This window comes from Rhizobium sp. J15 (assembly GCF_002531825.1).
Classification (GTDB): domain Bacteria; phylum Pseudomonadota; class Alphaproteobacteria; order Rhizobiales; family Rhizobiaceae; genus Rhizobium.
Window position 1 is genome coordinate 1 of the sequence record NZ_NWSX01000063.1, and the last position, 23,076, is coordinate 23,076.

The 23,076-nt window shown below is 63.5% G+C and carries 22 protein-coding genes and 1 riboswitch; of the genes, 8 read left to right on the plus strand and 14 right to left on the minus strand.

Annotation, left to right across the window (positions count from 1 at the left end):
- Window positions 1-128: 128 nt before the first annotated feature.
- Window positions 129-1,079, minus strand: coding sequence for a nucleoside hydrolase (locus tag CO670_RS30115; RefSeq protein WP_097593656.1), 951 nt, complete (start codon window positions 1,077-1,079; stop codon window positions 129-131).
- Between the two features lie 69 nt (window positions 1,080-1,148).
- Window positions 1,149-1,568 carry a cobalamin biosynthesis protein gene (locus CO670_RS30120; protein WP_097593657.1) on the minus strand — a complete coding sequence of 140 codons (420 nt, stop codon included), beginning with the start codon at window positions 1,566-1,568 and terminating at the stop codon, window positions 1,149-1,151.
- A 98-nt stretch (window positions 1,569-1,666) separates the two neighbouring features.
- Between CO670_RS30120 and CO670_RS30125 the strand changes: the two genes are divergently transcribed.
- From CO670_RS30125 to CO670_RS30135, 3 genes are all read left to right on the plus strand, one after another.
- Window positions 1,667-2,452: a TSUP family transporter gene (locus tag CO670_RS30125; RefSeq protein ID WP_097593659.1), complete on the plus strand. Its 786-nt coding sequence runs from the start codon at window positions 1,667-1,669 to the stop codon at window positions 2,450-2,452.
- Between the two features lie 106 nt (window positions 2,453-2,558).
- Window positions 2,559-2,924: a nuclear transport factor 2 family protein gene (locus CO670_RS30130; RefSeq protein WP_097593660.1), complete on the plus strand. Its 366-nt coding sequence runs from the start codon at window positions 2,559-2,561 to the stop codon at window positions 2,922-2,924.
- Complete coding sequence (locus CO670_RS30135; RefSeq protein ID WP_097593662.1) at window positions 2,924-3,718, plus strand: helix-turn-helix transcriptional regulator; 795 nt, start codon at window positions 2,924-2,926, stop codon at window positions 3,716-3,718. The genes CO670_RS30130 and CO670_RS30135 overlap by 1 nt, the downstream gene beginning before the upstream one ends.
- A gap of 43 nt (window positions 3,719-3,761) precedes the next feature.
- Here the strand turns inward: CO670_RS30135 and cobO are convergent, their stop codons facing one another.
- From cobO to cobU, 4 genes are read right to left on the minus strand one after another with little or no spacing between them, the layout of a single operon-like run.
- Entirely contained in the window at window positions 3,762-4,394 is a 633-nt protein-coding gene (gene cobO, locus CO670_RS30140; RefSeq protein ID WP_097593663.1) for a cob(I)yrinic acid a,c-diamide adenosyltransferase, read from the minus strand.
- Window positions 4,391-8,434 (minus strand): cobaltochelatase subunit CobN, encoded by a 4,044-nt coding sequence (gene cobN / locus CO670_RS30145; RefSeq protein WP_097593664.1) that lies wholly within the window; start codon window positions 8,432-8,434, stop codon window positions 4,391-4,393. Before cobN ends, cobO begins: the two co-directional genes overlap by 4 nt.
- 4 nt (window positions 8,435-8,438) lie before the next feature.
- Entirely contained in the window at window positions 8,439-9,488 is a 1,050-nt protein-coding gene (gene cobW / locus CO670_RS30150) for a cobalamin biosynthesis protein CobW (RefSeq protein WP_097593666.1), read from the minus strand.
- A 6-nt stretch (window positions 9,489-9,494) separates the two neighbouring features.
- Window positions 9,495-10,016: a bifunctional adenosylcobinamide kinase/adenosylcobinamide-phosphate guanylyltransferase gene (gene cobU, locus CO670_RS30155; protein WP_097593667.1), complete on the minus strand. Its 522-nt coding sequence runs from the start codon at window positions 10,014-10,016 to the stop codon at window positions 9,495-9,497.
- A gap of 302 nt (window positions 10,017-10,318) precedes the next feature.
- Window positions 10,319-10,714: riboswitch (cobalamin riboswitch) on the minus strand.
- 256 nt (window positions 10,715-10,970) lie between these two features.
- Here cobU and CO670_RS30160 point away from each other — a divergent pair.
- Window positions 10,971-12,761, plus strand: a complete 1,791-nt coding sequence (locus tag CO670_RS30160) for a chloride channel protein (RefSeq protein WP_097593669.1) — start codon at window positions 10,971-10,973, stop codon at window positions 12,759-12,761.
- A 3-nt stretch (window positions 12,762-12,764) separates the two neighbouring features.
- Here CO670_RS30160 and CO670_RS30165 read toward each other — a convergent pair whose 3' ends face one another.
- The 3 genes from CO670_RS30165 to CO670_RS30175 form a co-directional block, all read right to left on the minus strand.
- Window positions 12,765-13,850, minus strand: coding sequence for an adenylate/guanylate cyclase domain-containing protein (locus CO670_RS30165; RefSeq protein ID WP_097593689.1), 1,086 nt, complete (start codon window positions 13,848-13,850; stop codon window positions 12,765-12,767).
- Between the two features lie 267 nt (window positions 13,851-14,117).
- Window positions 14,118-14,888 carry an SDR family oxidoreductase gene (locus CO670_RS30170; RefSeq protein WP_097593671.1) on the minus strand — a complete coding sequence of 257 codons (771 nt, stop codon included), beginning with the start codon at window positions 14,886-14,888 and terminating at the stop codon, window positions 14,118-14,120.
- A 373-nt stretch (window positions 14,889-15,261) separates the two neighbouring features.
- The gene (locus CO670_RS30175) at window positions 15,262-16,716 is read right to left on the minus strand and encodes a cobyric acid synthase (protein WP_097593672.1); all 1,455 of its coding nucleotides are present in this window, start codon (window positions 16,714-16,716) and stop codon (window positions 15,262-15,264) included.
- 645 nt (window positions 16,717-17,361) lie between these two features.
- Here CO670_RS30175 and CO670_RS30180 point away from each other — a divergent pair.
- Window positions 17,362-18,360 carry a glycine betaine ABC transporter substrate-binding protein gene (locus CO670_RS30180; RefSeq protein ID WP_176539062.1) on the plus strand — a complete coding sequence of 333 codons (999 nt, stop codon included), beginning with the start codon at window positions 17,362-17,364 and terminating at the stop codon, window positions 18,358-18,360.
- Between the two features lie 35 nt (window positions 18,361-18,395).
- Window positions 18,396-18,746: a hypothetical protein gene (locus CO670_RS30185; protein WP_097593674.1), complete on the plus strand. Its 351-nt coding sequence runs from the start codon at window positions 18,396-18,398 to the stop codon at window positions 18,744-18,746.
- An 82-nt stretch (window positions 18,747-18,828) separates the two neighbouring features.
- Here CO670_RS30185 and CO670_RS30190 read toward each other — a convergent pair whose 3' ends face one another.
- Together CO670_RS30190 and CO670_RS30195 are read right to left on the minus strand one after the other, a co-directional pair.
- Window positions 18,829-18,984, minus strand: coding sequence for an entericidin A/B family lipoprotein (locus CO670_RS30190; RefSeq protein ID WP_011425752.1), 156 nt, complete (start codon window positions 18,982-18,984; stop codon window positions 18,829-18,831).
- Window positions 18,985-19,081: 97 nt separating this feature from the next.
- Window positions 19,082-20,023, minus strand: a complete 942-nt coding sequence (locus tag CO670_RS30195; RefSeq protein ID WP_176539063.1) for a LysR family transcriptional regulator — start codon at window positions 20,021-20,023, stop codon at window positions 19,082-19,084.
- Window positions 20,024-20,095: 72 nt separating this feature from the next.
- Between CO670_RS30195 and CO670_RS30200 the strand changes: the two genes are divergently transcribed.
- Entirely contained in the window at window positions 20,096-20,314 is a 219-nt protein-coding gene (locus CO670_RS30200) for a hypothetical protein (protein WP_097593676.1), read from the plus strand.
- Window positions 20,315-20,473: 159 nt separating this feature from the next.
- On the opposite strand, the gene CO670_RS30205 is transcribed toward CO670_RS30200, so the two are convergent.
- Entirely contained in the window at window positions 20,474-21,082 is a 609-nt protein-coding gene (locus CO670_RS30205) for a LysE/ArgO family amino acid transporter (protein WP_097593677.1), read from the minus strand.
- 99 nt (window positions 21,083-21,181) lie between these two features.
- Here CO670_RS30205 and CO670_RS30210 point away from each other — a divergent pair, with 99 nt between their 5' ends.
- A complete protein-coding gene (locus CO670_RS30210) occupies window positions 21,182-22,075 on the plus strand; it encodes a LysR family transcriptional regulator ArgP (protein ID WP_097593678.1) in 894 nt (297 codons plus the stop codon).
- A 17-nt stretch (window positions 22,076-22,092) separates the two neighbouring features.
- On the opposite strand, the gene CO670_RS30215 is transcribed toward CO670_RS30210, so the two are convergent.
- Window positions 22,093-22,443, minus strand: coding sequence for a hypothetical protein (locus CO670_RS30215; protein WP_097593680.1), 351 nt, complete (start codon window positions 22,441-22,443; stop codon window positions 22,093-22,095).
- A gap of 116 nt (window positions 22,444-22,559) precedes the next feature.
- Window positions 22,560-23,042: a transcription elongation factor GreA gene (greA, locus tag CO670_RS30220; RefSeq protein ID WP_097593681.1), complete on the minus strand. Its 483-nt coding sequence runs from the start codon at window positions 23,040-23,042 to the stop codon at window positions 22,560-22,562.
- Between the last annotated feature and the right edge of the window lie 34 nt (window positions 23,043-23,076).

The window sequence follows — 23,076 nt, forward strand, 5'->3', positions numbered from 1 at the left end:
GCAGTGGCCTTGTGCCGAGGATCTGCTGCCCTATCAAACGGAGGCAGATGCTTGGGGCACAAGCCCGAGCATGACGAAAGAGGCGTTAGCGGCCCTTGCCAGCAGCCCGTAACCGACCTTCTGCCGCATCAAGCCCGAAGCAGCGTATCGCGGATCAGGCCGAGCACCTTCTCCGACTCGATTCCCGTGGCGACGATCTGGCTCGGCAGGCCGTCCCAGTCGCCCGGCGGGAAGCGTCGGCTGTCCGGCTTGACGACCGTCTGGCCATCGGCGATGCCACCGCAGACGACGCGCACCGCGCCGGTGATCGTGGTGAAAAGCTCGGGCGCCACGACGTAAACGGCGGCGCAGCTGTCATGCACCATCATGCCGTCATCGACCGCATGGCTGTAGAAATCGATGTAATGCTGCGACAGCCCGTCGAGCAGCTTCACCGCCGCGTCGCCTTCTGCCGCCATTGCGCCGAGATAGCTGCGGCTCATCGTGGTGATCGAGGTGACGTCGAGGCCGATGACGACCACCTTCCACGGCGCCGTCATGACGATGTCTGCCGCCTCCGGATCGCCGTGAATATTGGCTTCGGCGACCGGCGAGACATTGCCCGGCACATAGAAATTGCCGCCCATGATCACGACGTCCTTGACCAGGCCGGCAATCTCCGGGTCTTCCTTCAGCGCCATCGCCAGATTGGTCATCCGGCCGACAGCCACCAGCCTGACTTCGCCGGGATTGGCCCGCACCGTGTCGATGATGAAGCGGTGCGCCGGCCGGGGATCGAGCGGCAGGTCGATCGTGTGCGGCACCTCGATATTGCCGAGGCCGTTGTCCCCATGCACCATGGCCGGCCATTCCCGCTCGGCGCGCGCGGCATCGATGGTGATGCTCGCGCCCTTGGCCACAGGCGCCTGAATATCCCATTCGCGCTTGAGAAAAAGCGCATTGCGCGTCGTCGTCTCGACCGAGGCATTGCCGAAAACCGTGGTGATGCCGATCAGATCGATCTCGGGATGGCGGTGCAGGAAAAGAAGCGCCATGGCGTCGTCGACGCCGGGATCCGTGTCATAAATGACCTTGTGCATGATTGTCCTCTAGATATGAATCGCCGACTTGCCGGACGGCGCCGCGAATTGCCGCCACCATAACGACCGTCAGGCTTTCTGCAACCCGATCCGGGCAATCGCCGCCGTCGCATGCGCGGATTTGATCTTGCCGAGCACCAGTTCGCCATCCCCGCCGATCGCAGCAAGCGCTGCCGATTCCGCCACGCCGTGGCAGCCGACATGGGCAAAGACGATAGCGGAGGGATTTTTGAGCCGCGGCGTTTCCTCTTCCAGCCGCGCCGCATCGAAAAAGACCGCAGGCACGGCAAAATCCGCCGCGACGGCAAGGATCGCCGCTTCTTCGCTGCGGCTGTCGATGGAAGCGACGGCCGCAAGCTCCGCCCCGCCGATGCCGGCCGTCTTTAGCGCCTCGTTCGCAAGCGTCAGCACCTCGGCAGGCGGCGTCCCGCGCTCGCAGCCGAGCCCGAGCACATGCCGCCTCGCCCTATCGAAAGAAATATCACTCATGAAGCCGTCGAATGCGCCCTCGCTGTGTCCTCGCAGCCATTGCAGCTTGGAGGGGGAAATGCAACAAGACCGGCGAAAAGCCCTTCTGGAATAGCATCTTGCCTGACATCGCCCTCCATCTGCTCCTGCTGCTCTGCGCGGCTGCCTTCTTTGCCGGGTTCGTCGACGCCATCGCCGGCGGCGGCGGCCTGATCACCGTCCCCGCCATGCTGATTGCAGGCATTCCGCCGCTCCAGACGCTCGGCACCAACAAGGTGCAGTCGATCTTCGGCGCCGCCTCGGCAACGCTTGCCTATGCCCGCAAGGGCCATGTGCAGCTGCACGAGCAGCTGCCGATGGCGCTGATGGCCGTGATGGGCGGGTCGATCGGCGCTGCCCTTGCGACGATCGTGCCCGGACAGGTGCTGCAGGCGATCATGCCGGTGCTGCTCCTGGCGATCGCGATCTTCTTTGCCGTCAAGCCGAACCTCAACGATCTCGACAAGCACCGGATCATCACGCCTTTCGTCTTCGGCCTGACCTTGGTGCCGGCCATCGGCTTTTATGACGGCGTCTTCGGTCCCGGCACCGGCTCCTTCTTCATGCTGGCCTTCGTCACCCTCGCCGGCTTCGGCGTGCTGAAGGCCACCGCCCACACCAAGCTCCTCAATTTCGGCTCGAATCTCGGCGCGCTGATCGTCTTTGCAAGCTTCGGCGCGATCCTCTGGAAAATCGGCCTGCTGATGGGCGTCTGCCAGTTCCTCGGCGCCCAGCTCGGCTCACGGCTCGCCATGCGCATCGGCGCAAAGCTCATCAAGCCGCTGCTCGTTATCGTCTGCGTCGCCCTCGCGGTAAAGCTGCTCGCCGATCCGGCGAACCCGCTGCGCGTCTGGCTCGGGATCTAGAACACGCGACACCTTCCATTACCTCTGGCGTAATTGATAGGGTGCACCGCCTTCGCCGATGATCGCGCTGCCTGGAATGGCCGGGCGATCAAAAGGAGATGACCCGATGAACGACGCAAAGACCAACGCCGAACGCTATCTCGCGATCTGGAACGAGACGGACGCAACGCGCCGCCGCGCCCTCATCGCCGAAAGCTGGACGGAAGCGGCCACCTATGTCGATCCGCTGATGCGCGGGCAAGGCCATGAACAGATCAACTCGCTGATCGAAGCCGTGCAAAGCCGCTTTCCAGGCTTCCGCTTCACCCTGATCGGCGCGGCCGATGGCTTCGGCGATCACCTGCGCTTTTCCTGGGGCCTCGGACCGGAAAATGGCGAAGCGCTGATCAAGGGTACGGATTTTGCCGAACTCGAAGACGGCAAGCTCAAAGCGGTGCGCGGCTTCATCGATCAATTGCCGGAAGCAGCCTGATGGCCCCGACCGCCCGCTCTCTCGGAGATCACCTGCGCGAATGGCGCGAGCGCCGCCGCATGAGCCAGTTGGACCTCGCGCTGGAAGCGGAAATCTCGCAACGGCACCTGAGCTTCATCGAGAGCGGGCGCTCGACGCCGAGCCGCGAAATGCTGCTGCATCTGGCTGAACGCCTCGGCGTGCCGCTGCGCGACCGGAACCCGCTGCTGCTCGCGGCGGGTTTCGCCCCCGTCTTTGCCGAACGCAGGCTTGACGATCCCGCCCTGGAGCCGGCGCGGCGCGCCATCGACATGGTGCTGAAGGGCCACGAGCCCTTCCCCGCCATCGCCATCGACCGCCACTGGACGCTGATTGCCGCCAATGCCGCCATAGCGCCGCTGCTCGAGACGGTGGCCGATCGATCTTTGCTGGAGCCGCCTGTCAACGTGCTTCGCCTCAGCCTGCATCCGCAGGGCCTTGCGCCCGATATTGCCAACCTCTCCGAATGGCGCGCCCATCTCTTGGATCGGCTGCGCCAGCAGATATCGGTCTCCGGCGATCCCGTGCTGGAAAAGCTGTTGAGCGAGCTGCTCTCCTATCCCGCCCCCGAAGCTGCCGGCGAGCGCCATGCCGACTTCGCCGGCATCGCCGTTCCGCTGAAGCTTTCGACGAAAGCCGGCCTGCTCTCATTCATTTCGACAACAACCGTCTTCGGTACGCCTGTCGATATCACCCTGTCGGAACTGGCAATCGAAACGCTCTTCCCGGCAGATGAGGAAACGGCCGCGATCCTGCGCAGCCATCTGGCGAATTAAACTCTTTCCGCGCAATTCCGCGGCACGGTTTAGCTCGATTGCCCTAGAACTCCACACCCGGCTGCCCCTTGATGCCGGAGCGGAAGGGATGTTTGACGAGCTCCATTTCGGTCACGAGATCGGCGATCTCGATCAGCTCTTCCTTGGCGTTGCGCCCGGTCAGCACGACATGCGTCATGTGCGGCTTCTCGCTCTTCAGGAACGCCACCACCTCGTTGATGTCGAGATAGTCGTAGCGCAGCGCGATATTGATCTCGTCGAGCAGCACCATGGAATTGCGCTGGTCGCGGATCAGTTCCTTGGCCTTTTCCCAGGCAGCACCGGCAGCCGCCACGTCACGCGCCCGGTCCTGCGTCTCCCAGGTAAAACCCTCGCCCATCGTGTGGAACTGGCAGATGTCGGAGAAATGCTTCTCGATCAGATCGCGCTCGCCCGTCCACATCGCGCCCTTGATGAACTGCACGACGGCGGAAGGCTTGCCATGGGCGATGTGGCGGAAGATCATGCCGAAGGCGGCCGATGATTTGCCCTTGCCCTTGCCGGTATGGACGATGATCAGGCCTTTCTCATCCGTCTTGGTCGCCATGATCTTGTCGCGCGCGGCCTTCTTCTTCGCCATCTTCTCGGAATGGCGGGCATCGTCCTTTTCGGCGGGTGCGACTGGCTCTTCGGTCATGGCTGGCTGCCTGCTCTTTTCCTGGTTTCGTTGATGTCTGTGAGGTTGAATTGCGCCGAGTTGCTGCGCGGCGTCCAGAGCCTGCGCTCGATCGCCTCCAGCAGCCGCTCCTTCATCTCGGAAAGCGCGGCAGGGTTCTTCTCGGCCATGAAGTCGCGCACTTTGGGGTCGGCAACGAAGGCTTGATAGACCGCCTCGAAGTGATGGCTGCCGATAGCGCCCGTCGTCGCCGCAAAGGCAAAGAGATAGTCGACCGTCGCCGATATCTCGAAAGCGCCCTTATAGCCGTGGCGCATGACGCCCTCGATCCATTTCGGATTGACGACGCGACCGCGCACCACCCGACCGATCTCTTCTTCCAGCGAGCGGATCACCGGCTTTTCCGGCCGCGAATGATCGTTGTGATAGATCGCCGGACGTTCCCCGCCAAGCGCTTCCGCCGCCGCCGCCATGCCGCCTTCGAACTGGTAGTAGTCATCGCTGTCGAGCAGATCGTGCTCGCGATTGTCCTGGTTCTGCACGACGGCCTGGATGGAGCGCAGCCGCTCCTCGAACAGCCCGCGCTCCGCCCGGCCCTCCTCGCCCGCGCCATAGGCATAGCTGCCCCAGACGAGATAGGCCTCGGCCAGATCGGCCCGCCGCTCCCAGCCCTTCTCGTCGATCAGCGCCTGCAAACCCGCGCCGTAAGCGCCGGGCTTGGATCCGAAGATGCGATACCCCGCCCGCTTCGCCGCCGCCTTCTCATCGAGCCCGGCAGCGGTGAGCCGCGCCGCCTCGCCGCGCATGCGCCCGGCGATCGGGTTGTCGGCCGCATCCTCATCCAGCGCGCCGACGGCGCGGATCGCCTTGTCGAACAGGGCAATCTGCTCGGGAAAAGCATCGCGGAAGAAGCCGGATATGCGCAGCGTCACATCCACCCGCGGCCGCCGCAGCATGGCCGGCGGAATGATCTCGTAGCCGGTGACGCGCCGCGAGGCCATGTCCCACACCGGCTTGACGCCGATCAGCGCCAGGGCCTGGGCGATGTCATCGCCGCCGGTGCGCATATTGGAGGTGCCCCAGGCCGTCAGTCCGAAGGAAACGGGCCATTCGCCATGATCCTGCACATAGCGGCGGATCAGCAGCTCCGCAGACTTTTTCCCAAGCTCATAAGCCGCCGGTGTCGGCACCGCGCGGCTATCCACCGAATAGAAATTCCGCCCCGTCGGCAAAACATCCGGCCGCCCCCGCGTCGGCGCACCGGAAGGACCGGGCGGCACGAAACGGCCATCGAGGCCACGCAGCAGGCTGGCGATCTCGGCCGGGCCGCAGGCGAGGATGGAGGGCTTGAGACGGGCTTCGATCTCGTCGAGCACCGCTTTGGTCTGGGACCAGAGGGTTGGGCAGGCAAATTCGCCGGAAACGAGTTTGGCCGCGAGTAGTTCGATGCGCTCCACCGTGTCGCCGTTGGTGCGCCAGGGGGCGTCGAGGAGGTCGGCCAGGATTGGCGGACGTGGGCCGGTCCAGGGGGCGGCCATGTCGCAGTCGAGTGGGTCGAAAGAAGACCCCTCCCCAACCCCTCCCCACAGGTGGGAGGGGCTTGCTGGGCGCGCTGCCTCGTCATCGACTTTAATCTCGGAGGTAACCGCGCGCTCAACGGTAAGTCCCTCCCCCTTGTGGGGAGGGGTTGGGGAGGGGTTTTTCAGCGCATCCCCAGCAATCGCCCGCTGCAAACTCGCATCCCCACCCTCACCCAGCCCACGCGGCACCCGCGCCAATGCCACGGTGAGATCCGTCAGCAACCGCCCTTCCGGCGAAAGCCCGAACACATGCAGCCCATCGCGGATCTGCATTTCCTTGAGATCGCAGAGATAGGCATCGAGCTTCTTCAGCGCCTCGCCTTCACTCTCCCCTTTCGCAATCCCCGCATCCCGGTCCAACCCGATATCGGCAACAAGCTCGAGGATCTGCCGCGACAGCAGCCGGATGCGCCTGGGATCGCCGCCCGAAGCCTCGTAATATTCATCGACCAGCGCCTCCAGATCCTTGAGCGGCCCATAGCTTTCCGCCCGCGTCAGCGGCGGCGTCAGATGATCGATGATGACAGCGCCGGTGCGGCGCTTGGCCTGCGTGCCCTCGCCGGGATCGTTGACGATGAAGGGATAGAGATGCGGCAGCGGTCCGAGGATGGCCTCCGGGTAGCAGCTTTCCGACAGCGCCAGCGCCTTGCCCGGCAGCCATTCCAGATTGCCGTGCTTGCCCATGTGAATGACGGCGTTGGCGCCGAACTCTTGGCGTAGGAAGGCATAGAAAGCGAAATAGCCATGCGGCGGCACCAAATCCGGCGAATGGTAGCTCTCCTTCGGGTCGATGTTGTAGCCCCGCGCCGGCTGGATGCCGACGAGCAAGCCACCAAACCGGGCAAAGGGCAGAGCGAAAGCGCCCTCGCGCAGATAGGGATCGGCCTCGGGATCGCCCCAGCGCGCCGTCACCTCATCCTGAATCTGTTTGGGAAGAGATGCAAAGAAGCTCTTGTATCGACTCAGGGAAATCGTCTCGCGCACCACCTTGCCGTCGAAGCCGGAATTGGTCGGCCCCTCCATCAGATGCCGCATGAGCGCATCGCCATCGGCGGGGATGTCGGCAACGGGATAACCGGCCTTCGCCATCGCCCGCATCACCTCGATCGTGCCCGCCGGCGTATCCAGACCGACGCCATTGCCGAGCCGCCCGTCACGGTTCGGATAATTCGCCATGACCAGCGCGACGCGCCGCTCGGCAGTCGTTTTCCGCCGCAGCCGCGCCCAGTTGCCGGCAAGGGCTGCGACATAGGCCATGCGCCCGGCATCCGGCTCGCTGGACACGATATTGGCCTCGACCGCGGCGTCATAACGGGCAGCCGCCTTGAAGGAGACGGCCCGCGAAAGCACACGTCCATCCACCTCCGGCAGCGCGACATTCATGCCGAGATCGCGGGCTGACAGCCCTTGCGAAGAGGCAGCCCAGGCCTCCCGCGACGAGGCGGAAAAGATCGCCTGCAGCACGACGGCGTCATTCGCCTCCAGCACCGTCGGCTCACGATCGGCGCCGGGTGCGGAGACGGCAAAGCCCGTCGTGTTGATGACGACATCGGGTTTGAGGTCGGCGAAGATGGATTCGAGGATGCCCTTGGAGACGGGGTCCTTGAGGCTGTAGGCAAAGACCGGCAGCGGGCGCAGGCCCTGCGCCTGCAGCGCTTCGATCAGAGCTTCGACGGGGCGGGTTTCGCCGCTCTGGACGAGCGCGCGGTAGAAGGCGATGGCGACGACAGGTGCTGCCTTTCCCTTCTCCCCAGCGGGGAGAAGGTGGCCCGAAGGGTCGGATGAGGGGGCCACCCCACAAACCTCGACATCGGACTCCTGTTGCTCACTCCTTACGTCGCTCGCCCCCCTCATCTGCCCTATCGGGCATCTTCTCCCCGCTGGGGAGAAGACCGAACCGGCAAGCCCTCGCCACTCCTCAACCCCAACCAATCCCCGCCCCGGCCACCATATCCCCGCCTTCATCAGCGGCGCAGCCGGCGCCGGCTTCTCCTCTCCCGAAAGCATCGCCGAGGCATAGGCAAGGAAGCCCCGCGCATTGGCATCGCCACCCTCGATCAGATAGCCCCAGAGAGCATTCAGATCCTCCAGCGCCACATTGGAAAACGGCGTCAGCCCCGCATCCGGCTTCGCATCGCCCGGCAGCACCGCAATCAGCGCTCCGCTACGGACCGCCACAGCATGCAGCGCCTCCAGCGCATAGTGGAAATAGCTCGCCCCGCCCAAGGCCCGCACGATGATCAGCTTCGCGTGCCGCGCCGTGCGCTCGACATAGGTATCGACAGACATCGGGTGCTTCAGGCTCATCAGGCTCGCAAGCCGCAGCGAATGCCCCGTCGCGCAGCCGGCATGAGCCGCGGCGATCGCCGCAAGCTCGGTGTCGGCAGCCGACAGGAACAGGATATCGCCCGGCGACTGGCCGAGATCGATGGCCTCGTCGCCGTCGCTGATCGTTCCCTGCTGGGCCAGAAGCAGATGCATGGGCTTATGCCAGCGCCTCGATCGCCGCCCTCACCGCATCCTGATCCATCTCGTGCAGACCGATGACGACAAGGCGCGTGCGCCGCGCTTCACCAGGCGTCCAGGCGCGGTCGAAATACTGGTCGATGCGGCTGCCAACGGCCTGCAGCTGCAGCCGCATGGGCTTGCCGGAGACGTCGATGAAGCCCTTCAGGCGCAGCACGTCATGTTCGGCGATGATGCCCTTCAGCCTCTCGACGAAGGCAGCGGTATCGGCAATCGCGCCAAGCTCGACGACGAAGCTGTCGAATTCGTCGTGATCATGCGGCTCGCCAGCCTCGTGTTCCAGCTCGTGATGGGACTTGCGGTTGACGATATCGTCCTCCGTGCCGATGCCGAGGCCGAGCAGCACGCTGGCCGGCACCTCGCCGTTACTGGCCTCGATCATCACCGGCTTGCGGGCGATGCGCGAGGTCACTTCGCTCTTCACCCGGCCGAGCCCGTCCGTGTCGATCAGATCGGTCTTGTTGAGCACGATCAGGTCGGCGCAGGTCAGCTGATCCTCGAAGAGTTCCTCGATCGGGCTTTCGTGATCGAGCGATTCATCCTCGACGCGGCGCGCATCGACGGCATCGTGATCGTCGGCGAAACGGCCGGCGGCAACGGCGGCGCTATCGACCACGGTGATGACACCGTCGACGGTGACTTCGCTGCGTATATCCGGCCAGTTGAAGGCGGCCACCAGCGGCTGCGGCAGCGCAAGACCCGAGGTTTCGATGACGATATGGTCGGGGCGCTGGTCGCGCTCCAGAAGCCTGGTCATGGTCGGAATGAAATCGTCGGCCACCGTGCAGCAGATGCAGCCATTGGTGAGTTCGATAATATCGTCCTCCGTGCAGTTCTCCGCCCCGCAGCCCTTCAGCACGTCGCCGTCGACGCCGAGATCGCCGAACTCGTTGATGATGAGCGCGATCTTCTTGCCGCCGGCATTGGTGAGCAGGTTGCGGATCATCGTCGTCTTGCCCGCGCCGAGGAAGCCGGTAATGACGGTTGCGGGAATTTTCTGCTGGTTCATGGAACTTCAACCTTTCATTTTCAGCGGCAGCCCTGCCGCGATGAAATAAACTTCGCCGGCTTTCGCCGCGATCATCTGGTGCAGCCGGCCGGCATGATCGCGGAACTCCCGCGCCATCCGGTTCTCGGGCACGATGCCGAGGCCGACTTCATTGGAAACGATGACAAGCCGCGCCTTTGCCTGCGGCAGCCACGCCGCAAGCGCAGCGGCCTGAACCGCGATATCGCGCCCCTCCATCATCAGATTGGTGAGCCACAGCGTCAGGCAATCGACGAGAATCGCCCTGCCCGCGCCATCGATGGCCGCAAGCCGCTCGGCAAGCGCCAGCGGCTCCTCATGCGTGGTCCAGCAGGCGCCGCGATCGGCCTTATGCTGATCGATCCGCGCCTGCATCTCCTCATCCCACGCCCGGCCGGTCGCGATGTAATGGCGCTCGAGGCCGCTCGATGTGACGAGGTTTTCGGCGAAGCGGGATTTCCCGGAGCGCGCGCCGCCGAGGACGAGGGTAGAATTGGGGAGAGCCGTCATGCGCAAGCGCTCCCGCTAGGGAGGGTGAGGCGGTGCCACGTTTCCCTTCCCCCCAGCCGGGAGAAGGTGCCGGCAGGCGGTTGAGGGGGTGAGCGGCGAAACCGCGAATGCACTGAGCGCAAGCGAAGGGCAAAAGAACGGAGTTGCCGTGCGGCCCCCTCATCCGACCCTTCGGGCCACCTTCTCCCCGCTGGGGAGAAGGGGAAACCCCACCGTCGCGCCACACAAGGCAGCGCCGAATTCATTCGTTCAGCCAAAACAACCTCCGTGCTGGCAGCGGGCTCTTTGCCCAGGATTGGGCTTCTCGCCCGGCACGGGATGGCAGGTCTCCTGGCTCGCGGGTATCGGTCGCGATCGGGGCGGACCGGAAACCGGTCGCCCTGATCGTGCCGGCGGATCTGCCTCGCCTTCCCGGCTGCTTCGGTGAAGAGGTGGACGATTCGTAGAAATAGAGGCGTCCGACCCCGGTTGATCACCGTGCATTTCCAGTGGCTTTTCCGGCATCTCGTCCGTTCCGCCCGCCCGCACCATTGCTGGCTGCCGGCGGAAAGGGCTGAATGCCGGATGGAAGACCCTGACCGCTCTACAGTCGCGGGGTCGGCTGTGATGAAGGCGCCCGGCTTGGGTCCGCCCCGTCACATTCCCTTTTCATCCGGAAGGCGCAACGCCGATCCGGAACCATCCGTTATATCGGGATGGTCAGGCGACCATCCTTATAGGAACGATGGTTAGGCAAGCCGGTGATTGAAGTCAACGGCCTTCGCCGCCGTCCCCGCGCCCGATCGTCTCAGGGCTACCGGAACAATACGACTGACCCTACCGGAATTATCGTCTTTTATCAGAGGCTTACGTCATGAATATTTGATCGGCGCGCCGACTTTTCGCCGCAATTGCGTTGCAAGCGGACTGCGCCGCCGCCCTTGATCGGGCCTCTCCCCGCCTAGTTGTCTAGCCATGCTTATGAAATTGGATCGGCGCCGCCTGCGGGCGCTGCGTGTTTTCTTCGACCCGGGGCGGCTGCGTGCGCTGACCCGCCGTAGCGAAGTCGGCCTGTCGCTGGCGGGCGCCGTCGTCGGCATTGTCTCCGGGCTTGCCGTCACCGGCATGAGCCTTGTTTCCAGCGAGCTCCACCAGCTGATCTTCGGCATCGCCGACGAGGAAAGGCTGAGCTCGTCGCTGATCGACGACAAGCTGCTGCTGCTGACCGCCCCTGTCATGGGCGGCGTCCTGCTCGGCCTGTTGCTCTTCATTCTGGCCAAACGGCGCAAGAAGCCGATGGTCGACCCGATCGAGGCCAATGCGCTGCATGGCGGCCGCCTGTCGCTGACCGACAGCATCATCGTCGCCGTGCAGAACCTGATCTCCAACGGTTTCGGCGCCTCCGTCGGCCTGGAGGCCGGTTATACCCAGCTTGCCGCCGGCCTCGCCTCGAAATTCGGCCTGAAGCTGCAGCTTCGCCGCTCCGACCTGCGCATCCTCGTCGGCTGCGGCGCGGCCGGCGCCATCGCCGCCGCCTTCAACGCGCCGCTGACCGGCGCCTTCTATGCTTTCGAGCTGATCATCGGCACCTATACGATCGTGTCGCTGACCCCGGTCGTCGTCTCCGCCCTCGTGTCCACCCTCGTGGCGCGGCTGCTTGCGGAGGGCGATTTCACCATCGACATCGGCAGCTTCGGCTCGGTCGTGCCGGCCGATTATGTTCCGGCGCTGTTGCTCGGCGTCTTCTGCGCCGGCGTCGGCATCCTCCTCATGCAGGGTGTCGCCTTCATCGAGGAGCTCGCCCGCAAGAGTTCGATCGCCCCGCCGTTCCGTCCGGCGCTCGGCGGCATCATCGTCGGGCTGCTGGCGATGATCTCGCCGCAGGTGCTGTCGGCCGGCCATGGCGCGCTGCACCTCAATCTCGCGCGCGAGGTGGCGATCCCGGCGCTGATCGGCCTCTTCCTCTTGAAATCCCTTGCCTCGGCGATCTCGATCGGCTCCGGCTTCAGGGGCGGCCTGTTCTTCGCCTCGCTGTTCATGGGCGCCCTGCTCGGCAAACTCTTCGCCTATTGCGGTCCCTATTTTGCCGATGCGACGCTGACGCCGGTCATCTATGCCGTGGTCGGCATGAGTTCGCTTGCCGTCGCCGTCATCGGCGGACCACTGACCATGACCTTCCTGGCGCTCGAAATCACCGGCGACTTTCCGATCACGGCGCTGGTGCTCGCCGCCGTCATCACCTCCTCGCTCGTCGTGCGCTCGACCTTCGGCTACTCCTTCGCCACGTGGCGCTTCCATCTGCGCGGCGAAAGCATCCGCAGCGCCCACGATGTCGGCTGGATCCGCAATCTCACCGTGGACAAGCTGATGCGCTCAGACGTCAAGACGGCGAAAGCCGGCATCTCGCTCGAAGAATTCAAGCAGGCCTTTCCGATCGGCTCGACCCAGCGCGTCATCCTCGTCGAGGAGAGCGAAAAATATGCGGGCCTCGTGCTGGTGCCGGAGATCTACGCCAATCCGACGGATGTCCAGGACGAAGGCAAGACGCTTGCCGACTTCGTCCGCTACCGCAACGATTTCCTCCAGCCTCAGATGAACGCCAGGCAGGCGGCGGCGATCTTCGACAAGAGCGAAAGCGAAGCGCTCGCCGTCGTCAACAATCTGATCGAGCGCAAGGTGGTCGGCCAGCTCAGCGAAAGCCACACGCTGCGCCGCTACAGCGAGGAGCTAGACCGCCGCCGCCGCGAGGTCTCGGGCGAAATCTGATCCTTAGGACGCTTCGGCGAGCCTGAAGACTTCGGCCTTCTTCGAAACGCCGCGCAGATCGAACGAGCCGAGATATTCGCAGGGCACGGCGCAGGTCGTCGCGAAGCTCTCCGACATCAACAGATGCTGCTCGAGCATTCCGCACAGCTTTTCGAGCCGGGAGGCCTCGTTGACCGCTTTGCCGATCACCGTGAAGTCGAGCCTGCCCTTGGCGCCGACATTGCCGTAGAAAACCTCGCCGAGATGCAGCACGACATCGACGCCGATATCCGGGCCGCCGATCAGCGTCCGCTCGCGATTGAGCTCCTCGTTCGCCTTCAGAAGGCTCCTGGCGGATGCCAGCGCGGCCAAGCAGGCCGTCTGCGGATCGTCCGCATCGGTCGGAAAGATCGCTAGCACGCTGTCGCCCATGAATTTCAGGATCTCGCCGGAGTTCTCCTCAACATGCCGGCCGATCAGCTCGAAATGATCATTCAGAAAGCCGACGATCTCCCCCGGCTGATAGACCTCGGTCAAGGCGGTGAAATTGCGAAGGTCGGCAAGCAGGATCGCGGCATTGATGGAGCCACCCGTTCCCCTTCGGGTTTCACCCGCCAGAATCCGCGCGCTCGTCCTGGCACCGGTGTAGACGGCGAGGATATCGCTGGCGGTTTTGGAGGTCGCGACCCGGTAGGCCGCAAGCCCCAGCGCGGGGAAAAGCTCGTGGATGGTCGCCAGCTGTTCATCGGAAAATCCGTCCGGCGCGTCGCTGGTCAGCGAGAAGCCGAGGCCGCGCAGCGCAACTTCCTTCGGGAATTCGAAGATGCTGATCACGTGGTCCGTGCCCCCGTCGAGCGCGAATTCGTGCAACTCGGTATAGTGCAGGCCCTCTCCCTTCGCCAGGTTCCACCGCCCGGTCTTCTCGCCGCGGTTCAGCAGGTAGAATATCGGCGTCTGCTCGAAGTTGCGTTCCGTCTCGCTGCCATGTTCGGCGGTTTCGATGATCGTGACGCCGCCGCGCGAGAAATTGGCCGATACGCCGCGATACATCGGGTGAAGCGACGGCATCCTGATGCTCGCCCGCCAGATCGGAAATCCCTCCGCGATCAGGCGTTCGCACAGGCCGGTGACGAGATCGCCGATATGCTCGCTGGTGATTCCCTGCTCTATAAGCCAATGAATATGATTGATAATTTTGGAAACCTCCGCATGAGCCGGCGCGATCTTATGACGGAAAATCGGGCAAATCGGCGACAACGCCGAACCGGCTGGCTTCATATCGATTGATAGCCGCGCCAAGCCGATATTTCCAGCCGTCAACGACGGAAAGTCCCTTCATCGGCAAGCCGGCGTCACAACGCCTGCGGGCATCGCCGCTCACATCCTGACGGTCATGCCGCCATCGACAGTCAGGACGTGGCCATTGACGAAGGAGGCGGCGGCGCTGGCGAGATAGAGCGCCGCGCCGGCGATTTCATCGGGGCGTCCCCAGCGCTGGACCGGGATGCGCTGGCGTACGAAGGGCATGAGTTCCTCGTTTGCAGCCATTGCCGCGTTCGTCTCGGTGGCGAACCAGCCGGGCGCAATCGCATTGCTGGTAATTCCGTAGGGGCCGAATTCGACCGCCATGCCGCGCATCAGGCCGGTGAGACCCTGCTTGGCCGCGGGATAGACACAGTCGCCGGGCATCACGACATGACCGCTGATCGACGTCACCGCGATCAGACGGCCGTAATTGCGCCGCTTCATCAGCACGGCGGCGTCGCGTGAAAGCGTCATCGCCGCGGCGAGATCCGTGTGCAGCAGCTCGATGATGGCGTCATCGTCGAATTCGGCGAGCGGCCGCCTGTCCCGGGCGCCGACATTGTTGATCAATATATCGAGACGACCGTGGGTCTTTTCGATATCGGCCATCAATGCACGCTGCGCCTTACGGTCGGCGACGTCGAACACGGCAGCCTCCGCCGTGCCGCCCGCGGCGCGAATGGCCGCCACGGCATCGTCCAGCGTTGCCGCCGTGCGTCCGGTGACGATCAGATGCGCGCCGGCTTCGGCAAGGGCGCGCGCCATCTCGAAGCCGAGGCCACGGCCGCCGCCGGTCACGAGCGCGACCTGATCCGCCAGGGAAAATCTATCCAATATGCTCATGGTTCATCGCCCTCGACCGGATTCTCGCTGGGAGAATTAATGGACTCAGTCAACTAATTTGGCAAGTGTGGATCGGCGGTCGGTAAACACCAGTTCCCTGCTTCGAGCATCTCCTCTTTCGAAAGACGCCCACCTCTCCTCCTTCATTCCTGTGCTTGTCACAGGAATCCAGCCACGGCGCGTCTGCGCCGTGAATGACTCTTTCCCAAGCAAGGTGTCTCTCGCACCCAGGGACCTGGGCGCACTGGATTCCTGTGACAAGCACAGGAATGAGGAGGAAAGGTTAGGCGCCTCTGATCAACCGTTTATACCGCAGGGGGACGGCCTTCCAACCGGCGCAAGACGGATCGGCGATCCCCGGCACATTCCATCCCTACTCCAGCAACCCCGCCAACCAGCGCGCATCGAGGTGACGCTCCAGTTCCCCGGCGATCTCGTCCAGCGCCCGCTCCACGCTCTCGCGGTAGTTCCTCCGCTCGCCCGCTAGCCCGAAGCTTTCAAGCAGCCTGGCCCGGTAGGCATCGCTGCCGAAGAGCCCGTGCAGGTAGGTTCCCATGATCCGGCCGTCCGCCGACACCGCCCCGTCGGGCGCGCCGTCGACGATGGCCGAAGGCCTGGTGCAATCCGGGCCGCGGGTGATGCCGAGATGGATCTGGTAGCCGGAAAGCGACGCGTCATATTCGGTCGAGCGGGCCTGGCTGTTGCGCACGGTCTTCTCAGGCGCCATCTCGGTTTCGACATCGAGAAGCCCGAGCCCCGGCGTCTCCAGGCTGCCGCCCTCGAGCCCAAGCGGATCGTGCACGGTGCGGCCGAGCATCTGGTAGCCGCCGCAAATGCCGATCACCCGGCCGCCGCGTCTCACATGCATGTCGAGATCGCGATCCCAGCCCTCGGCCCTAAAATCGGCAAGATCGGAAATCGTCGATTTCGAACCGGGAAGAATGACGAGGCCGGCATCGGCAGGCAGCCGTTCGCCCGATCCCACGAAGACCAGTTCGACATCCGGCTCGGCGCGCAGCGGATCGAGATCGTCGAAATTGGCGATGCGCGGCAGCACCGGCACGGCGATCTTCAAGGCACCTGCGCCCCCCTTCGCCAGCCGTTCGAGCACGACCGAATCCTCGGCCGGCAGACGCGCGGCACCTGCCAGCCACGGCACCACCCCAAAGCACGGCCAGCCGGTGAAGCCTTCGATGGCGCGGATGCCGTCATCGAAGAGCGAGACGTCGCCGCGGAACTTGTTGATGATATAGCCCGCGATCATCGCCCGGTCGTCCGCATCGAGGATCGCATGCGTGCCGACGAGCGACGCGATGACGCCGCCCCGGTCGATATCGCCGACCAGCAAGACCGGCACATCAGCCCGTGTCGCAAAACCCATATTGGCGATGTCGCCGGGCCTCAGATTGATTTCGGCCGGCGATCCGGCGCCCTCGACGATGACGAGATCGGCGCCATCGGCCACTTTTTCGAAGCTTTCGAGCACTGCGCCGAGCAGTTGGGGTTTCAACCGTTGATAGTCCCGCCCCTTGGCCTGTCCGAAGACCCTGCCCTGGACGATGATCTGGCTGCCGTTTTCCGATTGCGGCTTCAGCAGCACCGGGTTCATGTGCACCGAGGACGGCGTGCGGGCGGCAAGCGATTGCAGCCACTGCGCCCGGCCGATCTCGCCGCCGTCATCGGCGACCGCCGCATTGTTCGACATGTTCTGCGGCTTGAACGGACGGACGATGCGCCCGCGATTGGCCGCCAGCCGGCAGAGCCCCGCGACCAGCACCGTCTTGCCGACATCCGAGCCGGTTCCCTGCAGCATGATCGCTCTTGCCATGGCGGCCGCCTTTCGTTGAGGCGAGGCCTACAATGCGCGCCAATCCCGGGTCAAGGCTTTGCAGGGCCTCGGAATGCTCACGCCCAAAAACGCGAAAACCGCGCATGGCCTTAGCTCTGCGCGGTTTGCCGAAAACGCTGGCGCCTTCGCCCTCTACACGGCGAATCTCGCTTTCTCCGGTACGCACTACCTGAACCAGAGAAGCAGCGGTTGTTCCGGCTGCGACCCCACTGATAACGGCACATTCTTACCGGAGAGTTATTGAAGACTTACGCAAATGTTAATTTTGACTTTTTTTGGCATTTCCGTCGATTTTTCTGCCGACGTTCCCTCGCCCGTGGCGAGCCCCATCGGCGGCTCCATTTCAGGGCTATTGACATAAATTCTTCGAATTCAATCATTTAGTCACGCAACCATGAGCAGAAGACGGTTGATTTCTGCGAGCGAACGCGTAGGCTTGGCCAAAATGCGCCATTGTTGAACATGACCTGCGACCCGCCGCCGAAGCCGCAAGGATGAACGGCGTCCGTGAACAGGAAGGCCTGTTGCGCCATCGCCCGGCAGGCACCCTCCCTTTCGGGCGCCGCAAAGCTTGTGACGATTTTTCGAGACCGGCGGCGCGTCCGAGCAACGAAAATTCGGGGAATGACGATGAAGACGCTTCTGATTTCGGCCGTCTTTGCCGCGGCTTTTTCCATTGCTGCGCCGGCGGCCGCCGCCGACTGCGGCCAGGTGTCGATCGCCGAGATGAAATGGGCCTCGGCCGGCATTGCGGCAAACTTCGACAAGATCATCCTGGAAAAGGGCTATGGCTGTTCCGTCACCATCGTCGACGGCGACACGCTGCCGACCTTCGCCTCGATGAACGAGAAAGGCACGCCCGACATCGCTTCGGAATATTGGATCAATTCCGTCAGGGCCCTGCTCGATCAGGCCGTCAAAACCGGCCGGCTGGTGCAGGGCGCCGAGATCCTTGCCGATGGCGCCGTCGAGGGCTGGTTCATCCCGAAATTCATCGCCGACGCCAATCCCGACATTCGCTCGGTCGAGGATGCTCTGAAGCATCCCGAGCTTTTTCTCGGCGAGGATCCATCCAAGGGCGCAATCTACAATTGCCCGGCCGACTGGAGCTGCCACATATCGACCACCAACCTTTTCCGGGCGCTTGCCGCCGACAAGAAGGGCTTCGAACTCGTCGAGACCGGCAGTCCCGAACAGCTCGACGCGTCGATCGCCCGCGCCTTCGAGAACAAGGTCGGCTGGCTCGGCTATTACTGGGCGCCGACCGCCATCCTCGGCAAATACGACATGACGCGCCTGAGCTTCGGCGTCGGCCATGACAAGAGCGAATGGGACGGCTGCACCGCCGTTGCCGGCTGCGCCAGGCCCCAGATCAATTCCTACCCGGTCTCGCGCGCATTCACGCTGATGACCAGATCCTTCGCGAGCCGCGCCGCGCCGGTCACCGCCTATCTCAAGACCCGCAAATGGGACAATGCGACGATCAACCAGGTGCTCGCCTGGCAGGACGAAAACCGCGAAAGCAACGAGAATGCCGCGATCCACTTCCTGCGCAATTACGAGAGCCTTTGGACGAAATGGGTGCCGGCCGATGTAGCCGAGAAGGTTAAGGCAAGCTTATAAACGCAGGGAGACGATCAACGACCGGACGATTCGAGATGACTGGCAACGTTCCCTTTCCCGACCGCGATACCGTTGCGGAAAAGCTCGCCGCGCTGCAGGAGCCCGATAAATCCTATCTGACGCTCCTCATGGAAAATGCCGCCCAGGACGATAATCTGCTCGAGGGCTTGCGCCGCCACCTCGATCTTGCCGCGGGCTCGCGTTTCCTGAACTCGCTGAAACTCGAAAATCTTGGATTGTGGCTCGGGACCCAGGCGCCGGACCGCCTGCAAATCCGGCTGATGGAAACGGCCCGTTCCAGCCAGCACCCCGCCTACCAGGCCTTCCGGACCGGCCTCAGCCGATCCGGCGGCCTCGAAAAGGCATACCCCCCGGCCGTCCGATAAGACGGACCGGATCCCGGCCACTCGCCAGAGTGGTCCGGTTTCAGGCCTCAGCCAGCCTTGTCAGCCCGGCATTACCGACCGATCACTTCCGCGCAGCGCGATCAACCGAACGCCCGGCATCCTGCGTGGCGTTGACGGCGTTTGCCGTATCCTTTCCCATGCCGCGGATCGTATTGCCGCAGGAGGAAAGAGCGAGAAGAACCATGAAGGCTGCGGCAATTTTGGCCGTTGTCGTCATTTCGAATATCCTTGTTTGAAATCAACCCCGAACGGCACTCATGCCATCCGCGCCGATAACGCACAAGGGAACAAAAGGTTCAGCGTCTGAAGGATCCTCAGGCGGCGACCGCCTTGGCTCTTTCGGCGAATTCGCCGCGAATGCTGTCCGCCACCGTCTCGATCGGTCCCGACATCTGCGAGGCGGTCAGCAGCCGGATGTCGAAGGAGCCGAGTTCGGGCAGCCCTTCCTGCAGGCCGAGGATCGTCATGTCCTCGCTGACATAGGACAGCGGCAGCGGCGCGATGGCAAGATCGGAGATCACGGCGGCGCGCTGCGCCATTGTATGGCCGCTGAGATAGGCGACGCGATAAGGCCGCTTGTTGCGCTCGAGCTGGGCGAGCGCCTCCTGCCGCCAGATGCAGCCGTCCTCCCAGATCGAGATCGGCAGGGGATCGCGCCGATGCGCCGAACCGCACCTTGCGCCGGCCCAGACCAGCCGTTCGCGGAACACCACCTCGCCGCCGGTCGGGAACGGCCGGGTGGCGCAGTTGATGAGTGCCAGATCGAGCCGCTGTTCCTCCATGCGCTTCTTCAAGCCGACGCTCATGTCGATCGTCACGTCGACCATGATGCCGGGATAGCTTTCCGCGAAGCTCTTCAGGATTCTCGGCAGCAGCCGCTCGCCGATATCCTCGGGCGCGCCGAGTCTCACGACGCCGGTCAGCTCCGGCATGATGAAGCGAGACACCGCCTCGTTCGAAAGCGCCAGTATGTTGCGCGCGTAGGAGAGCAGCATCTCGCCATGGCGCGTCAGCGTCACCGAGCGGGCGTCGCGCAAAAACAGCGTCGCACCGAGCTGTTCCTCGAGCTTCTTGATCTGCATGGAGACCGCCGAAGGCGTGCGGAAGACCGCTTCGGCGGCGGTGGAAAAATTGCCCGTCTCGGCGATGGCGACGAAAGTGCGCAGCACATCGTTGTCAAGCAAAGGAATGGGACGGCGAAAGGGTAGGCTCATCGTCGCATCTTTCAATTTTTCTGATTTATAAAGCCATATCATTTTGTTTGATTGAATGTCAATCGGCCCCCATAGTTTGCGTATCGGCAACTGATGCAGCAAAGGAGGCCGGACATGGCACAAACAAGCACATGGAATATCGTACAAGCCCTCTCCGCGTTCAAGTCACGCCGGCGCAGGGACGCGAACCATGAACATGCGCTGCGGGAATTGAAGCGATTCCCGTCGCACCTGATGGCGGATTGCCAGCGCGAAATTGAATTGCCCCTGCTCGGCGGCGCTGCTCGGCCGAGGCGGGCTCTGAGGATCGTGGAATCGCCGAGCCGCGCCTAAGGCGCGGCTCTATCGATGGCGATCCTCTACGGACTTCCATGAGAGCAGCACATTGTCGGCGCATCGTCGCTTAGTGGTGCACGTAGTCAGTTAGCTTCCTCATCCGAAAGCTGCACCGCAAGCCTCCAGCTGGTCTCCTCGAACCAGCAGACGCCCTGCTCACATCCCGCCGATGAGCTTGAAGGCGATGATCCACATCGTCAAAGCGACGAGCGTCTCCAGCATCCGCCAGGACGCCGGCTTCGAGAAGATCGGCCGCAGCCAAGTCGCACCATAGCCGAGGGCAAAGAAGAACAGGAAGGAACCTGTCATCGCGCCGGCGGCAAAAGAGGCCTGCTGGCCAGGGTAGCGCGTCGATATCGTGCCGAGCAGCACCACCGTATCGAGATAGACATGCGGATTGAGCCAGGTAAGCGCGAGGCAGGTCGCAAGCGTCTGGCGAAAGCTCGCCGTCTTTGCTTCCGCCGCCGTGAGAGTGGCGGATGACCGCAGAGCCGAATAAAGGCTCTTGGCTCCGTACCAGGCCAGAAACGCCGCGCCTCCATAACGCATGACCGGATCGAGCCAGGGCAGCAGGCTCGCGATCTGCTGGAGGCTGGTCACCCCGAGCAGGATCAGGGCCGCATCCGACAGTGCGCAGGTGAGGCACACGGCGAAGACATGTTCGTTGCGCAGCCCCTGGCGAAGGATGAAGGCATTCTGCGCCCCGATCGCCACGATCAGGCTGAGGCCCATCATCAGGCCGGTGAAATAGATCGGAAAACTCATCTGGTCGGCAATGCCCCGCGCTTCGGTGAGGTTGCGATAGCGCCGGCGGCTGAATTAGTCTAATTAATCGATCTTACCTGAATTAAGCGAAACTAATCCATGCTCGACTATCCCGCCCTTCGCGCCGTCGCAACCATCGTCCAGACCGGCAGCTTCGAGCGAGCCGCCGCCATCCTCAACGTCACGCCCTCGGCGATCTCGCAGCGCGTCAAGCAACTCGAAGAGCGTCTCGGCACCGTCCTCATCGTCCGGGGCACGCCCTGCACGGCCACCGAAAAGGGAGAATGGCTCTGCCGCCATATGGAAAATGTCGGCATGCTGGAGGCCGAACTCTTTGGCCAGTTGCCGGCCCTCATCGATCCCGCCGAGCCGCTGCAAAGGGTGACGCTGCAGATCGCCACCAATGCCGACAGCCTCGGTACATGGTTCGTGGAGGCCATGGCGAATTTCGCCAAGAGCTCTTCCTATCTGCTGAACATCGCCGTCGACGACCAGGACTACACCGCCGAATGGCTGCAGCGCGGCCGGGTGATCGCGGCCGTCACCAGCCTGGAAAAGCCGGTCCGCGGATGCCGGCGCTTTGAACTTGGCGTTCTGCGCTACCAGGCCACGGCAACACCCGAATTCGTCGCCCGCCACTTCCCCCATGGCGTCACCGCCGAGGCGATCCGCAACGCGCCCGCCCTGACCTTCAACCAGAAGGACAGGTTGCAGACCAGCTGGGTGCGGCAGACATTCGGAGCCGATCTCGATTATCCCACCCATTGGCTGCCGTCGCCGCAGAGTTTCGTCGAGGCCACGCTCTCGGGCATAGCCTGGGGCATGAACCCGATCCAGCTGACCCGCGACCATCTCGCATCGGGGCGGCTGGTGGAGCTCGTTCCCGACACCCCGCTCGACATTCCGCTCTACTGGCAGATCAACCGCCTCGCCGCCGACCGCCTGGCGGAGCTGACGCGCGAAATCGTCACGGTGGCGAAGCGCCGTCTTTGATCGCCATTACCGCACGATCAAACGTAAGCCGTGCGGCTGCCGAACTCGCTGGTCTCGTCGAAATTCTTCGTGCCGATACGCTCGCTCTCGCCGGAGAATTCTCCCGGAGCAGCATTGGGCTTAGACGCGGCAGATGCCTGGCTCTTGCCGCTCTCGGAGGCTTCGAGCTTGGCGATCTTGGCCTCCAGCGCCTCGATCGCCTTCTCGATCGTGGCCTTCTCCTCTTCGTCCTGCGTCTGCGACAGCGCCGCCTCCTTTTCGGCAAGCCGCACCTCGAGAGAGGCAAGCTGATCCGAAGAGCTGGAAGACGAGGTCGAAGCGGACGAACTCAGAATGGTGGATGCCGAACCGGAAACTGCGCTGACCATGGGATGACCTTCGATGATGAGAGGTCATCCTTCTAGGTCGCGAATCGTAAATGCCCGATAAATAAAGTACCAATTGGTACCTATTTTATTTGCAGCGACCCGCACCAGCGTTGCCTTCAGGCGATCGCCATGATCTCCAGCTCCTGGCCGCCGCTTTCCACGGCATCGCCGACAGACTTGCCCATCAGCAGCCGCGCCACCGGCGACACGTAGGAGATCGATCCGGCCTTGGGATCGGCTTCGTCCTCTCCGACGATGCGATAGGTCTGCACGCGTCCGTCGTCGCGGCTGAAGGTCACCGTGCTGCCGAAGGCGACGATGTCGGTCGATGCCGGTTGAGGCATGACCTGCGCGGTGCGAAGTCTCGCCGCGAGGTAGCGCAGATCGCGCACGGGACCCGCCGTCTGCCGCCGCTTCTCGTTCACGTCTTCGATGGTGCTGGCGGCCTCATAGGCCTCGCGCGCCTGCTGGAACTGTTGCTCCAGAGCCTTCAAGCCGGCTTCGGTCACGAGGTTCGGATGCGGCGAAACCGGTCGGTCGGGCAGCAGGGTTTCCGACGCGGTTTCGAAACTCTCTTCCTTGGTGAAGGCGACGGCCAATTCTATACTCCGTTGTGAACGCGATGCTTATTGC

Bases quoted from the DNA above. Each gene is read 5' to 3' on its own strand.
- CO670_RS30180 (WP_176539062.1), top strand. From the start codon at position 17,362: ATGACGATGAAGACGCTTCTGATTTCGGCCGTCTTTGCCGCGGCTTTT.
- CO670_RS30135 (WP_097593662.1), top strand. From the start codon at position 2,924: ATGGCCCCGACCGCCCGCTCTCTCGGAGATCACCTGCGCGAATGGCGC.
- cobO (WP_097593663.1), bottom strand. From the start codon at position 4,394: ATGACCGAAGAGCCAGTCGCACCCGCCGAAAAGGACGATGCCCGCCAT.
- CO670_RS30215 (WP_097593680.1), bottom strand. From the start codon at position 22,443: ATGGTCAGCGCAGTTTCCGGTTCGGCATCCACCATTCTGAGTTCGTCC.
- CO670_RS30120 (WP_097593657.1), bottom strand. From the start codon at position 1,568: ATGAGTGATATTTCTTTCGATAGGGCGAGGCGGCATGTGCTCGGGCTC.
- CO670_RS30115 (WP_097593656.1), bottom strand. From the start codon at position 1,079: ATGCACAAGGTCATTTATGACACGGATCCCGGCGTCGACGACGCCATG.
- CO670_RS30205 (WP_097593677.1), bottom strand. From the start codon at position 21,082: ATGAGTTTTCCGATCTATTTCACCGGCCTGATGATGGGCCTCAGCCTG.
- CO670_RS30195 (WP_176539063.1), bottom strand. From the start codon at position 20,023: ATGATATGGCTTTATAAATCAGAAAAATTGAAAGATGCGACGATGAGC.
- CO670_RS30200 (WP_097593676.1), top strand. From the start codon at position 20,096: ATGGCACAAACAAGCACATGGAATATCGTACAAGCCCTCTCCGCGTTC.
- CO670_RS30185 (WP_097593674.1), top strand. From the start codon at position 18,396: ATGACTGGCAACGTTCCCTTTCCCGACCGCGATACCGTTGCGGAAAAG.
- CO670_RS30130 (WP_097593660.1), top strand. From the start codon at position 2,559: ATGAACGACGCAAAGACCAACGCCGAACGCTATCTCGCGATCTGGAAC.
- CO670_RS30170 (WP_097593671.1), bottom strand. From the start codon at position 14,888: ATGAGCATATTGGATAGATTTTCCCTGGCGGATCAGGTCGCGCTCGTG.
- CO670_RS30190 (WP_011425752.1), bottom strand. From the start codon at position 18,984: ATGACGACAACGGCCAAAATTGCCGCAGCCTTCATGGTTCTTCTCGCT.
- cobN (WP_097593664.1), bottom strand. From the start codon at position 8,434: ATGCATCTGCTTCTGGCCCAGCAGGGAACGATCAGCGACGGCGACGAG.
- CO670_RS30210 (WP_097593678.1), top strand. From the start codon at position 21,182: ATGCTCGACTATCCCGCCCTTCGCGCCGTCGCAACCATCGTCCAGACC.
- CO670_RS30175 (WP_097593672.1), bottom strand. From the start codon at position 16,716: ATGGCAAGAGCGATCATGCTGCAGGGAACCGGCTCGGATGTCGGCAAG.
- CO670_RS30160 (WP_097593669.1), top strand. From the start codon at position 10,971: ATGCTTATGAAATTGGATCGGCGCCGCCTGCGGGCGCTGCGTGTTTTC.
- cobW (WP_097593666.1), bottom strand. From the start codon at position 9,488: ATGAACCAGCAGAAAATTCCCGCAACCGTCATTACCGGCTTCCTCGGC.
- cobU (WP_097593667.1), bottom strand. From the start codon at position 10,016: ATGACGGCTCTCCCCAATTCTACCCTCGTCCTCGGCGGCGCGCGCTCC.